11 protein-coding genes and 1 other RNA gene are annotated in these 13340 nt (G+C 47.3%); 4 read left to right on the plus strand and 8 right to left on the minus strand.

Annotated elements, in window-relative coordinates; translation table 11 throughout:
* Positions 1 to 100: 100 nt before the first annotated feature.
* Genes cmk through gyrA form a run of 7 tightly spaced genes read right to left on the minus strand, consistent with a single transcriptional unit; the run spans position 101 to position 9061 of the window.
* Positions 101 to 763 (minus strand): (d)CMP kinase, encoded by a 663-nt coding sequence (cmk, locus tag DXE35_RS06620; protein WP_114689967.1) that lies wholly within the window; start codon positions 761 to 763, stop codon positions 101 to 103.
* A gap of 4 nt (positions 764 to 767) precedes the next feature.
* On the minus strand, positions 768 to 2087 hold the full coding sequence (aroA, locus tag DXE35_RS06625; RefSeq protein ID WP_114690398.1) for a 3-phosphoshikimate 1-carboxyvinyltransferase: 1320 nt from the start codon (positions 2085 to 2087) through the stop codon (positions 768 to 770).
* An 8-nt stretch (positions 2088 to 2095) separates the two neighbouring features.
* Positions 2096 to 2977, minus strand: coding sequence for a prephenate dehydrogenase (locus DXE35_RS06630; RefSeq protein ID WP_114689968.1), 882 nt, complete (start codon positions 2975 to 2977; stop codon positions 2096 to 2098).
* Positions 2974 to 4095 (minus strand): histidinol-phosphate transaminase, encoded by a 1122-nt coding sequence (gene hisC / locus DXE35_RS06635; protein ID WP_114689969.1) that lies wholly within the window; start codon positions 4093 to 4095, stop codon positions 2974 to 2976. Before hisC ends, DXE35_RS06630 begins: the two co-directional genes overlap by 4 nt.
* Positions 4096 to 4150: 55 nt before the next feature.
* Positions 4151 to 5230 (minus strand): prephenate dehydratase, encoded by a 1080-nt coding sequence (pheA, locus tag DXE35_RS06640; RefSeq protein WP_114689970.1) that lies wholly within the window; start codon positions 5228 to 5230, stop codon positions 4151 to 4153.
* Complete coding sequence (serC, locus tag DXE35_RS06645; protein ID WP_114689971.1) at positions 5230 to 6327, minus strand: 3-phosphoserine/phosphohydroxythreonine transaminase; 1098 nt, start codon at positions 6325 to 6327, stop codon at positions 5230 to 5232. Before serC ends, pheA begins: the two co-directional genes overlap by 1 nt.
* 25 nt (positions 6328 to 6352) lie before the next feature.
* The gene (gyrA, locus tag DXE35_RS06650) at positions 6353 to 9061 is read right to left on the minus strand and encodes a DNA gyrase subunit A (protein WP_114689972.1); all 2709 of its coding nucleotides are present in this window, start codon (positions 9059 to 9061) and stop codon (positions 6353 to 6355) included.
* 159 nt (positions 9062 to 9220) lie between these two features.
* On the opposite strand from gyrA, the gene ompA reads away from it, so the two are divergent.
* From ompA to ssrA, 4 genes are all read left to right on the plus strand, one after another.
* Positions 9221 to 9784: an outer membrane protein OmpA gene (ompA, locus tag DXE35_RS06655; protein WP_114689973.1), complete on the plus strand. Its 564-nt coding sequence runs from the start codon at positions 9221 to 9223 to the stop codon at positions 9782 to 9784.
* Between the two features lie 95 nt (positions 9785 to 9879).
* Positions 9880 to 10569, plus strand: a complete 690-nt coding sequence (ubiG, locus tag DXE35_RS06660; protein ID WP_114689974.1) for a bifunctional 2-polyprenyl-6-hydroxyphenol methylase/3-demethylubiquinol 3-O-methyltransferase UbiG — start codon at positions 9880 to 9882, stop codon at positions 10567 to 10569.
* Between the two features lie 8 nt (positions 10570 to 10577).
* Positions 10578 to 11105, plus strand: coding sequence for an HAD family hydrolase (locus tag DXE35_RS06665; RefSeq protein WP_197714010.1), 528 nt, complete (start codon positions 10578 to 10580; stop codon positions 11103 to 11105).
* Positions 11106 to 11197: 92 nt separating this feature from the next.
* Positions 11198 to 11556, plus strand: a transfer-messenger RNA (tmRNA) gene (gene ssrA / locus DXE35_RS06670).
* An 88-nt stretch (positions 11557 to 11644) separates the two neighbouring features.
* On the opposite strand, the gene DXE35_RS06675 is transcribed toward ssrA, so the two are convergent.
* Positions 11645 to 13240, minus strand: coding sequence for a TonB-dependent receptor family protein (locus DXE35_RS06675; protein ID WP_114689975.1), 1596 nt, complete (start codon positions 13238 to 13240; stop codon positions 11645 to 11647).
* Positions 13241 to 13340 lie beyond the last annotated feature (100 nt).

Below are 13340 nucleotides of genomic sequence, written 5' to 3' on the forward strand. Positions count from 1 at the left end.
AAAAAAGTCTCAAAGAAACACGCTAATGAAAGATCGCGTTGTGGAGTTTCTTAAGACGCCAAACTACTGCTTACCGCTCACTACTAAAAACAACTACAAACTAGACGCTTGCAGATTGATACCAACCCAAAACCGTCTTAACCGCTTGATCTATCAATAAATCTGATGTTTCAAGCACTTTTGCACCTTCTGCAACTACTAATGGGGCGGCACCTCGACTACTGTCTCTAGCATCACGCTCCTGCAAATCATGCAGCAAGTATTCAAGTTTAGCAGAAAGTCCCTTAGCTATCAATTGCTTATAGCGTCTTTCAGCCCTGGCAGCGGCGGTTGCAGTCAAAAAAACCTTCAAAACAGCATCTGGGAATATGACGCTGGCCATATCCCTGCCATCAGCTACCAAGCCTGGAGATTGGCAAAAACTGCGTTGCAGACCCACTAAAGCAGACCTTACCTCGGGATGAACAGCCAAAGCAGATGCTCTTAAACCAATGTTTTCTGTGCGAATAGCGTCAGTCACATCCTCGCCATTGAAGAAAATTTGACTATTTTTGAATGAAATCAATAGCTTAGGAACTAAAAGCCCCAGTTCTGGGCCGTTTTTAACGTCAATCCCCTGTTTTTCACTAGCCAGAGCGACTAAACGATAGAGAGCCCCACTATCCAAGTAATGAAACCCCAGCTTTTCTGCGACTAGCGAGGCAACTGTCCCTTTGCCAGAGGCAGTAGGTCCATCAATCGCAATAACGGGGAATGAGTTCATTAAGTTAACCAACAACCTTCGCAAATTCTGCGAAGTAGGTTGGGAATGTTTTCGCTACGCAATTCGGATCATTGATCTTGAGTGCATTCGGCCCAAACGCAGCGAGTGAGAAACACATCGCCATGCGATGGTCATCATAGGTATCGATACCTTCACTTGGTGACTTCCAATCGACTAGCGAAGCTGGGGCTTGCACCACAATGTAGTCAGCGCCGTCTTCAACAATTGCGCCCACCTTTTTCAATTCTTTTGCCATCGCCGCAATGCGATCAGTTTCCTTAACGCGCCAGCTCGCAATATTATTTAAGCGGGTGGGACCTTCCGCAAACAAAGCGGCAACCGCTAACGTCATCGCCGCATCGGGAATCTCCGTGCAATCAATCGTGATACCATTGAGTTTACCGTTGGCATTTTTTACGCCAGACACTTCGATCCAAGCTTCTCCAGCATTGATCTTGGCACCCATCAACGCTAAAGCATCAGCAAAAGCGATATCGCCTTGAATGCTATCTCTGCCAACCCCCAATACCTTCACGGGCCCGCCCCCAATGGCACCAAGGGCTAAGAAGTAGGAGGCGGAAGAGGCGTCACCCTCAACCGATAATTGCCCAGGACTTTTATAAACCACCTCAGATGCTTTTGCGGGAATAAGAAATGATTGCAGGTCTGGACAGGCGACATTCACCCCAAAACGCGCCATCAACTTCAAAGTGATATCGATGTACGGACGAGAAATTAACTCACCAATCACCTCAATACGCACAGGCTCATTTGCCACTAAAGGTAAAGCCATGAGCAATGCAGTTAAGAATTGGCTTGATACATCACCGCGGACTTTTACGACATCCTTAATCTGAATATCTGCCGCCAAAATCTGGATAGGTGGATAACCTTCCTGTAATTTATACTCGATCTTTGCACCCACTTGGCGCAATCCATCTACCAAGTCTCTTATCGGCCTTTCATGCATACGAGCAACGCCACACAAACGATAGTTGCCGCCTTGCATTGCTAAAGCCGCAGCCAATGGACGAATCGCAGTGCCTGCATTACCCATAAAAAGGTCAGCTTCACGCACGGGGAACTTACCGCCACAACCCTCAACGACGCAAACTTTATTTTCTTGATCGGTCACAGTGAGACCCAATTGACGCAAAGCACTGCGCATTACTTGTGTGTCATCAGCATCCAGCAAGTTTGTGAGAGTAGTTGTGCCAGTAGATAAGGCGACCAACAGCAATGCGCGATTAGAAATACTCTTTGAACCCGGCAATACTATCGAGCCTTGCACTCGCTTAAATGGCCCAATACTGATGTCTGGCAAACCACTCATCACAGGACATCCAAATCTTGGCGCGCTTTACTCGCTTTGTTCAATAACTTCTCTAAACCCGCGCCATCGTTTTCGGCAATCAGCTTGCGCATATGGTTAACGATCAACAGGTATTGATCCAACTCTTTCAGAATTGCCGCGCGATTACCCAAGCAAATATCACGCCACATCTCTGGGCTGGAAGCCGCAATGCGGGTGAAGTCTTTAAAGCCGGCGCCTACATGACTCAATTTTTGAGCAACATCTTCAGAATTGACCACACTAGCCATCAGGGCGTAGGACAAGAGGTGCGGAAGATGAGAAACAGCAGCGTATATCGCATCGTGCTGCACAACGCCAATCTTTTTCACCTCAGAGCCGACAGCTTCCCAAAAGCCAGTGATCAACGCCGTATCTTGCGGAGAGTTTTCTTGCAATGGGCAAATAATGGTTTGCTTGCCCTGAAATAAATCTGCCTTGGCGGCGCTTGCGCCATGCTGCGCGCCGCCTGCAATTGGGTGGGCAGGTACAAATTGACATGCTTTTTTACCCAATACTTCTTTGGCAGCCAGAATCACATCACCTTTAGTGCTACCTGCATCGGTAATCATGGTGCGCGGCTCGAGATGCAGCTCAATGACTTCAAAGGCAACTCGCATTTGCGATACTGGCACACAAAGCACGATCACATCAGACTGTTTAGCGGCTTCAACTAAATCCACTACCCCATCAATCGCACCCATCTTTTGCGCTTGATCTAAATTTTCTTTACTACGGCCAACACCCAATACCTTGGTAACTACACCCGCTTTTTTAAGCGCCAATCCTAATGAAGCGCCAATTAAACCAACGCCAACGATAGTGACAGTGCCGTAATTGCTTGCTGGATTAATGATGGTCATTGGGAAAGCATTTCTTTAAAGGCCGCAATGAAGGCTGCATTTTCTTCTGGCAGTCCAATGGAAATGCGTAGCCATTGCGGCAAACCATAGTTACCCACGGAACGAACAATGATGCCGCGCTTTAGCAACTCTAGATTAATGCGCGCACCGGCTTGATCATCCTCACCCACCTTAACTAGAACGAAATTCCCAGCCGATGGCAGATATTGTAAACCGAGTTCTTCAAAAGCTTGGGTCAGTTGTCCGTAGCCCGCGCGGTTTAACTCAAACCCTTGCTGCAAAAATGCTTTGTCCTGAAAGGCGGCAATCGCCGCAGCTTGAGCGAGGCTATTGACGTTAAATGGCTGACGAATGCGATTCAAAAGATCGGTTAAATGCGGTTGCGCAACTCCATAACCAATCCGCAGGCCAGCCAATCCATAGGCTTTTGAGAAACTGCGCGACAAAATCATATTAGGAAAGCGCTTACCCAAAGCAATCGCATCGTAGCGCTGCTCTGGTGTCAGGTACTCGTTATAAGCTTCATCCAGCACCACAACCACATTCGGCGGCACAGCCACCAAAAAGTCTTCAATTTCTTTTTCAGTGAGATAGCTGCCAGTTGGATTATTAGGATTAGCGACAAAGACCAACTTCGCTTTATCGCCTGATGCTTTGATCGCAGCCAGCATGGCTGGCAAGTCATGGCCATAGATATCGGTAGCAGCAACTTCTACCGCTTTAGCGCCTACAACTTGAGTCGCCAATGGATATACGGCAAACGCATGCTTAGAAAAGATCACCTCATCACCAGCCTGAGCAACAGCACGCGCAGCCAATTCCAAAATGTCATTGCTACCATTGCCCAAAGTAATCCAGTCAGTCGGCACACCTAAACGCGCAGCCAAAACATTCTTGAGTTCAAAGCCATTTGAGTCAGGATAACGACCTAAATCGCCAGCTGCTTTGAGCATGGCATCTTGCGCAGACTTTGGCATGCCCAGTGGATTTTCATTGGAAGCCAATTTCACAATCTTGGCTTCATCTACGCCATACTCGCGCGCAACTTCACTGATAGGACGCCCACCAACATAAGGGGCAATCGCATGAATATGTTTTAGACCAATCTTGGAAGTCATTCTGGCTTTACTAATTTATTTACTAAGGACGAAATTAATTACAGTTCATCTTCAATTAAGCAGAGTGCGGATAAGAACCGAGATTCTTATAGAAAGCGGCAACGCCTTTAAGCTCTTCGAGCGCCTTGACTACCTTGGCATCATCAGCGTGACCTGCAATATCGATGTAGAAGTGATATTCCCAAGTGCCCTTACGCGCAGGGCGAGATTCAAAGCGATTCATGGAAACACCATGCTTTGCCAAAGGCGCCAGTAAACGATGCACTGCGCCAGGCTGGTTATCCACCGAAAGCATCAAGGAAGTTTGATCTTGGCCGGTTGCCTGGCAGGCATAGTTACCCACCACCACAAAACGCGTACGGTTGTGCGGATCATCCTGAATTTGGGCAGCAACAGCTTGCAGGCCATAAGCCTCTTGCGCGGGATCACCAGCGATCGCAGCCAAACTTGGATCCGCAGCTGCCATACGGGCTGCCTCTGCATTACTACTCACCGCTTGACGCTTCAGTTGTGGCGCATGAACGCTTAACCATTGCTGACATTGAGCCAATGCTTGCGCATGGGCACACACCGTTGTCACACCGTCCAAATTGCCGCTCTTGGTTAAGAGGTGATGACGAATTGGCAAGACCACCTCACCACTAATGCGCATAGAAGAATCAAGCAACAGATCTAATGTACGTGAAATAGCACCTGCGCTAGAGTTCTCAACCGGAACAACGCCAAACTGCGCTGCGCCCTTCTCCACCGCTTTAAACACCTCATCCAAACTTGCGCAAGGCACGCCTGCAATAGAGTGACCGAAATAGGTTTGCGCTGCTTGCTCAGAAAATGTTCCTACTGGACCGAGGTAAGCAATCGTCTGGCGAGCTTCTAAAGCTCTGCATGCGGACATCACTTCACGCCAAATAGCGGCGATGCCATCCGGAAGCAAGGGGCCCGCATTGATTTCTTGAAGACGCGCTACAACCTGGCGCTCACGCTCAGGACGAAACACTGGCGATGAAAAACCGCCTTTGACATGACCCACCTCTTGAGCAGCTTTTGCGCGCTGTGTCAGCAAATCTAAAATCTGCGCATCTAATGCGTCAATTTTTTCGCGCAAGGGAGCTAAGCGCTGTTCTTCAGTACTCATTAAGCCCGCCTTTCAAAGTCACGCATAAATTCAATTAAAGCCTTTACACCTTCAATAGGCATGGCGTTGTAGATACTAGCGCGCATGCCGCCCGCGGCCTTATGGCCACGCAGAGCCACCAAACCAGAAGCGTTCGATTGCGCTAAAAACTCAGCGTTCAGACTCTCTTCTTTTAAGAAGAAGGTCACATTCATACGCGAGCGATATTCTTTGGTGACACGGTTTTCATACAAACTACTTTGATCTAAGAAGTTGTAGAGCAACTCTGCTTTTTCTTGGTTGCGCTTTTCGATGGCTTTGACACCGCCCTGCTTAAGCAGCCACTTAAAGCCTAAGCCAGCCATGTAGATTGAAAAAGTGGGTGGCGTATTAATCATGGATTGGGTATGAGCCTGCACAGACCAATCCCAAATCGTTGGGGTACTAACCATACTGTGGCCGATGAGGTCTTTGCGCACAATCACAATCGTGACACCAGACGGGCCGATATTTTTTTGCGCACCACCAAACCAGACAGCAGCTTTCGTAACATCCATCTCTGTAGAAAGGATGTTGCTGGAAATATCCGCAACTAAAGGAGTGCCGCCAACATCTGGTACGTCCGGAAACTCAACACCGCCAATAGTTTCATTCGCGCAGTAGTGCACATAAGCAGCATCGTTAGAAAGTTGCCATGTGGATCTTGCTGGAATCGTATTAAATTTTTCTGCGGCGGAAGAACCGGCTAAATGAGCAACGCCGTATTTCTGCGCTTCCTTATATGACTTTTCTGACCAAATTCCAGTTACTACAAAATCTGCCTTAGGGCCGTTCTTAGCCAAGGGCATGAGGTTCATTGGGATTGCAGCATTTTGACCAAGGCCGCCACCTTGCAATAGCAAGATCTCATAAGAGTCTGGAATATTCATCAAGGTACGAAGATCTTGATTAACCTCTTCATACACTTCCATGAACTCTTTACTACGATGACTAATTTCCATCACGCTAGTGCCGAGTCCACGCCAATTGAGCATTTCATCAGCAGCTTGCTTTAATACCTCTTCAGGCAAAGTAGCAGGACCCGCAGCGAAATTAAATATGCAGCGGTCAAAAGTCATAATGCGTCCAGTCTAACGGTGACGCTTAAGCGTCACCTGCCGTATCGTCATTGGCATCAATTGCCGGATCCGCGGATACATCTCCTTCTTCCGCATCATCAGCATCATCATCTGAGTCGCTTTCAGCGATGCGCTGTAAGCCAGATAAGCGAGTGCCTTCATCCACGTTAATCAAGGTAACACCTTGCGTAGAGCGACCCATTTCACGAATTTCAGAAACACGTGTACGCACTAAGACACCGCCAGTGGTGATCAACATAATTTGATCCTCTGGAGACACCAATGCGGCTGCAACTACTTTGCCGTTACGCTCTGAAGTCTGAATCGCAATCATGCCCTTAGTACCGCGACCATGACGGGTATATTCAGCAATTGGCGTACGCTTACCGTAACCATTTTCTGTCGCAGTCAACACGCTACTTGGAATCGAAATACCATTCGCATCCACTACAGCGGCTTCAGCACCTTCTACCGCTTCAGCAGGAGCAACCAACATCGCGATCACTTGATGACCTTCACCTAAGTTCATACCGCGTACACCGCGTGCGGTACGACCCATTGAACGAACATCGTTTTCATCAAAGCGCACTGCTTTACCAGCGTCAGAGAACAACATGACGTCGTGCTGGCCATCAGTAATCGCTGCGCCAACTAAGAAATCGTTTTCATTCAAGTCGACTGCAATAATGCCGGCCTTACGTGGATTAGAGAAATCAGACAAGCGCGTCTTCTTCACAGTACCTAATCTGGTTGCCATAAAGACATACTGATCGTCTTGGTAACCCTTAATCGGCAGAATCACAGTGATTTTTTCGCCTTCGATCAGCGGGAACATATTCACAATAGGCTTGCCGCGAGAGGTGTGACTTCCTTGTGGCACTTCCCAGACTTTGAGCCAATACATACGACCGCGATCAGAGAAGCACAATATCGTATCGTGTGTATTCGCCACAAAGAGTGTTTCAATCCAATCTTCATTCTTAGTAGCAGCAGCCTGCTTACCGCGTCCACCCCGTTTTTGCGCGCGGTATTCGCTCAGCGGCTGACTCTTCATGTAACCAGTGTTTGAAAGTGTCACCACCAAATCTTGCGGTGTAATCAAATCTTCTGTGAAGAGTTCAGTCGCATTCATTTCAATAAATGAACGACGGCCTGTATCGCCACCAGCAATACCAAATTCAGATTGAACTGCTTGCAACTCAGATTCAAGCACTTGAATAACACGCTCTGGCTTCGCCAACAAATCAAGTAAGTCAGAAATCTCCGCCATGACTTCTTTGTATTCGTTAACGATCTTGTCTTGCTCAAGACCAGTCAAGCGTTGCAAACGCATCTGCAAAATTTCTTGCGCTTGACTATCTGACAAGCGATACAAGCCAGTGGTTTGCATACCGTACTCAGGCAACAAGCCTTCTGGGCGATAGGTGTTACGACCGCCCGGAGTATCGATCTCAGCACGCGCCGACATCTCGCGCACCATCGATGAATCCCACGCTTTGCCCATCAACTCTTGCTTAGCAATCACTGGGTTCGCAGCAGCTTTAATAATCGCGATGAACTCATCAATATTCGCTAATGCAACCGCCAAACCTTCTAAAACGTGTCCACGATCACGCGCTTTACGCAATTCAAAAATCGTGCGACGTGTAACTACTTCACGACGATGTTGCAAGAAGTACTCGAGCATTTGCTTCAAGTTCAACAAGCGCGGCTGGTTATCCACCAAGGCCACCATATTCATACCAAAGTTATCTTGCAGCTGAGTGCTATTATACAAATTATTGAGAACAACTTCAGGCACTTCACCGCGCTTCAATTCAATCACAACACGCATACCAGATTTATCTGATTCATCACGCAAATCAAAAATGCCTTCAACTTTTTTCTCGTTCACCAACTCGGCGATACGCTCGAGCAAGTTCTTTTTGTTAACTTGATAGGGCAACTCATCAACGATGATGACTTGACGCGCGCCCTTATCCACATCTTCAAAATGGGTCTTGGCGCGCATCACCACACGGCCACGACCAGTGCGATAGCCTTCACGCACGCCTTGAACGCCATAAATGATGCCGGCGGTCGGGAAATCCGGAGCTGGAATGATCTCAATCAGCTCATCAATTGTGCATTCTGGGTTGTGCAGCACGTGCAAACAGGCTGAAACCACCTCATCCAGGTTGTGGGGAGGAATGTTGGTCGCCATACCTACAGCAATGCCAGAACTGCCATTTATCAGTAAATTCGGCACTTTGGCCGGCAGAATCAGAGGTTCTTTCTCGCTACCGTCGTAATTTGGCCCAAAATCGACCGTTGCCTTGTCCAAATCGGCCAAAAGCTCATGGGCAATCTTACGTAGGCGAATCTCGGTATACCGCATCGCAGCAGCGTTATCGCCGTCTACGGAGCCAAAGTTACCCTGTCCGTCAACCAGCATATAGCGCAGAGAGAAGTCCTGGGCCATTCGAACGATCGTGTCATACACCGCAGCATCACCGTGCGGATGGTATTTACCGATTACATCGCCAACTATACGAGCAGATTTTTTGTAAGCTCGGTTCCAATCGTTGTTTAATTCATACATTGCGAATAAGACCCGGCGGTGAACCGGTTTGAGGCCATCACGCACGTCTGGCAGGGCTCTGCCGACGATGACGCTCATTGCGTAGTCCAAATAGGACCGCCGCATTTCGTCTTCGAGGGATATTGGTAGTGTTCCTTTAGCGGCTTGTTCCATCTGGAAATAATATCATTTTGATGACAGGTAGGCCCTATGCTAAGATTCTGTCAGTTTGTATGAAATTGAGATGTGTCGCTTTGCAGTTTTTGCATCAAGGTAGGGCGAATTACATTTAAGTTTGACTTTAATTAAAAAAGAGATTGTTGAGGACTAAAAATGAACAAAACCCTAAAAGTGTTGCTGGCTTCTGTTATCACTGTTTCTGCTACTGCAGCAATTGCATCTGATAACTTGGAAAACAGCTCTGGCTTGAACTGGAAAAACGGCGACGGCGCATTGTGCTGGCGTGATAGCAACTGGACACCTGCTACTGCAGCTAAAGGTTGCGACGGCGCATTGACTTCAGAACCTGCTGGCGTTAGCCAAAGCAAAATCACTTTGCAAGCTGACACACTTTATGACTTCGACAAAGCTACATTGAAGCCAGAAGGTAAAGCTACTTTGGACAAAATCGCTGCTGACTTGAAGAAAATCAAGTTAGAAGTAATTATCGCTGTTGGTAACACTGACAGCATCGGTACAGATGCATACAACATGGCCCTCGGTCAACGTCGTGCGCAATCTGTTAAGACATACTTGGTAAGCCAGGGTGTTGACGGTAGTCTTATCTACACAGAATCTAAAGGCAAGAGCAATCCAGTTGCATCAAACGCAACTGCTGAAGGCCGCGCTAAGAACCGCCGTACTGACATCGAAGTTGTTGGTACAGCAGCTAAGTAATTCACTTTACTTTTAAAAAAGCCCGCTTCTAGCGGGCTTTTTTATTTACGCTATATTCATAAACTTCTTCAATCGCCTCACGATTACCAGTCAATATGAACGTCGACCAATCCGAAATTGCTAAATTTAGCGCCATAGCCCATCGCTGGTGGGATCCTAATAGTGAATTCAAGCCATTGCACGCAATCAACCCTCTGCGACTCAATTGGATTAAATCCTTCGTGAGCCTAGAGGGCAAGAAGGTGGTCGACATTGGTTGTGGTGGTGGCATCCTGGCTGAATCCATTTCCCAAGCAGGTGCAGATACCACTGGCATTGATTTATCCGAAAAAGCGCTTAAGGTTGCGGAATTGCATGCGCTTGAAGTGGGGGCTCATCTAACTTATCGATCCATCTCAGCAGAAGCGTTCGCTGATGAGCAGTCTGGGCAATACGATATTGTGGCCTGTATGGAAATGCTCGAGCACGTGCCCGACCCTGCCTCCGTAGTGCGCGCATGCGCCAAACTCTGCAAACCGGGTGGCACTTTATTTTTTAGCACCCTCAATCGCAGCCCTAAGTCTTACTTATTTGCCATTATTGGCGCTGAGTACATCCTGAAATTACTCCCAAGAGGCACTCACGAATACGCCAAATTCATCAAACCTTCAGAGCTAGTTGCCTTTACTCGTCATGCGGGATTAGAGCTCATTGGCATGAAAGGCTTGAGTTACAATCTCCTTACCCAGGTATACAGCCTCAGTGATGATGTGGATGTGAATTACATGATTGCCGTTAGGAAGTAAATTCAACAGTGAGGCAGCTTTCCAGCCCATATGCATCAGCTGGTGCGCGCGGCCTGCTAGAGGGCGCCTTTGGAATTAGCCCTGATCATGCGGATTTCAACTTACTGCGGGATGATTTTTTCAATAACTACGAAAAAGCATTGTTGGTAGAGAGTAAGCTATTTGATGGCATTGACCATCTGCTCGATCAAATGGATCAAGCAGGACTCCCGTGGGGAATTATCACCAATAAAAGCGAGCGCTTTACAAATCCCTTCACCGACCTCATGGGCCTTCGTCAGAGAGCTATTTCTACCGTTTCAGGCGACACCACCCCTTATTCAAAACCACATCCTGAGCCCATTCTGCACGCAGCCAGATCTACTAATATCGATCCCACTCGATCAATCTATGTTGGAGGCGATATCAGGGACGTTGTAGCGGGCAAAGCCGCTGGCAGAAGGCAGTGGCAGCCGCTTATGCCTACTGTGGCTGAAAAGAGCCTCCTGAGGCCTTGGGAGCCGATTACATCATCCATAGCCCGGTTGACTTACTAAAAATCATCTTTCCCAATAGGGATTAGGCTAAAAGATATCCAACAATTTAAAGCCAGCGGCTTTAAAATAAGAACATCCTATGCAAGCAATCTGGGACCGACATGGTTTCGACGTGGATTACAAAGCATCAAGGGCATACCGAGGACCCGTTATCTCGTAAATCAATGGGAATGTAATAACTGCTAACGACGAACGTTACGCACTAGCCGCTTAATTGCGGTTGCCCCTGAACTGATTCTCTCTTGGGTCAGGTAGCACAAGCTACATCAGGGTCATATACAAGAGATAAGACTATTTTGTGTCACGAAGAATAGTACGAAAACCTAGTGAATCGTCAGCGAGGAACGTGTCAATCCGTGCCTAACTGATTAAATCAAACGATATGACTAAGTATGTAGAACTTGTTGTAGAGGATTTGCGGACGCGGGTTCGATTCCCGCCGGTTCCACCATTTTTAAGTCTGTAAATGTTAAACGCCACCCTCCTCGGTGGCGTTTAACATTGTTACTCGCGCATTACGCGCACGCATGATCTACGCATCAATTAAATTGGTAGCTCATGCCAGCTTGAAAATTCAGCGGCGCTCCAGCAAAAATACCATCCGGACTTCGGCTAGCAATATAGCGTTTATCAACTAAGTTATTGATTACTCCAAATACTTTCCAATCCTTATTGATTGGATAGTTCGCACTCCAATTCACAGTCGCAAAAGCAGGTATCTCGCCTAAAGTTCCAATCGTATTTTGCGCCACCGTATTAGCTGAATCAGCATATTGGGCAGAAACATAATTCAAACTAAGTAATGTATTCAACCCATTCTTTTCGTAACTGATTCCCAGATTGGAGGTGAGCTTAGGGGTGTAATAAGGAATGCGATTGCCATCTCGTCCCAAGGAATTGGTTCCCACAAACTTTGCCACCGGGATATAGGTTGCATTTCCATTGATGCCCCAGCCGCGCCCCCGGGCATCAGCTAAAGAAGCCTCAGCACCTGGATGCAATCTTTTCCCACCATTCGCTTTTGAAATTCCAGCGGCCAAACTTGGATTCACGATCTGGTTGCTAAAGTTCATACTAAAAATAGCTGAATCATAAGAAAAAGCGCCTGCTCGTCCACGCAATCCCAATTCCATATTGGTAGAACATTCTGGCGCCAACTGCTGATCAACCCCTTTGTCATCAATCGCTGTTGCCAATTGGGCTGGCGCAAAGCCTTTATAAATGCTGCCGTACACCTGAGCCTGGGGAGTTAGTTGCCAGGTTGCCCCAATTTGCGGAATTGTCTCCACATTTTTAGCGCTACCCGATTGACCGGTGATGACATTTGAACGAGTTTGGTTGTAGCTTGCAATTCGCACCCCCGGAATTACGGCAAAGTTTTTAGTTAGCAAAAATCGATTCTGGCCATGCATCGCCAACGAATTCGCTTTATTGTCTTCCTGCAATGAAACTCGACCGGAATAAGCCAAGGTTTGAGAGCTCACCAATTGATTAATTTGAGATTCTGTATGCAAACGGATAGCGAACTCCGCTTCGTTAGTGATGCCTAAGGCTTTGTATGCATGGCTTACCCGAGAATCGATGCCTAGCATTTGAAACTCTCGATTGCGCCCAACTAGACAGTCAGAGCCAACATTGCACGCCTTAAAAATCGTAGCATCTTGGGTTCGATTCAAAATACTTTGTCGCCAATAGTCTCGCGACAACTTGCTCCAATACATCAAAGTATTGATTTTGGTATCTGAATTCAGCTCCAAAGAATGGTTGATATCCACTGCATTTCTTTGGGTAATAAATCGATCGTTTGACGGCAGATTATCTTTACTTCGATTCATGTATTGAGTGGGACGCAGCCCCACATAAGACGTATTGATATTGTTGTCGTAATGCGTGTATTTCAGGCTGAGCCACTGATTTTGCGCAACCTCAATACCTCCCTGTAGGAGAATGTCATACATCTTAAAACCATTGGCCTGATAACCACTAGACTCGGATTGAATCAAATTAATTCCCCCGATTGCGCCGTTCGATGACGACTTCCCTCCTGCCTCTATCTCCGCCAAGCGATAGCCATAATCACCCACTTTGCCGGTTAACTTAAACCCATGAGAAGGTGTTTTGCTGAGGTAGTTCACTACCCCACGTATTGCAAGCCAGATGCGCCCTTTAATACTTCAAGTCCAGAGATTCGTTCTATTGGCGGACTGTAATAAGAGGCATTTGAAATGAATAGGC

The organism is Polynucleobacter necessarius (genome assembly GCF_900095215.1).
Taxonomy (GTDB): Bacteria; Pseudomonadota; Gammaproteobacteria; order Burkholderiales; family Burkholderiaceae; genus Polynucleobacter; species Polynucleobacter necessarius_H.

Coding starts and splice junctions, on each gene's coding strand:
- cmk (WP_114689967.1), bottom strand. CDS start 763: ATGAACTCATTCCCCGTTATTGCGATTGATGGACCTACTGCCTCTGGC.
- DXE35_RS06630 (WP_114689968.1), bottom strand. CDS start 2,977: ATGACCATCATTAATCCAGCAAGCAATTACGGCACTGTCACTATCGTT.
- hisC (WP_114689969.1), bottom strand. CDS start 4,095: ATGACTTCCAAGATTGGTCTAAAACATATTCATGCGATTGCCCCTTAT.
- pheA (WP_114689970.1), bottom strand. CDS start 5,230: ATGAGTACTGAAGAACAGCGCTTAGCTCCCTTGCGCGAAAAAATTGAC.
- serC (WP_114689971.1), bottom strand. CDS start 6,327: ATGACTTTTGACCGCTGCATATTTAATTTCGCTGCGGGTCCTGCTACT.
- gyrA (WP_114689972.1), bottom strand. CDS start 9,061: ATGGAACAAGCCGCTAAAGGAACACTACCAATATCCCTCGAAGACGAA.
- ompA (WP_114689973.1), top strand. CDS start 9,221: ATGAACAAAACCCTAAAAGTGTTGCTGGCTTCTGTTATCACTGTTTCT.
- ubiG (WP_114689974.1), top strand. CDS start 9,880: ATGAACGTCGACCAATCCGAAATTGCTAAATTTAGCGCCATAGCCCAT.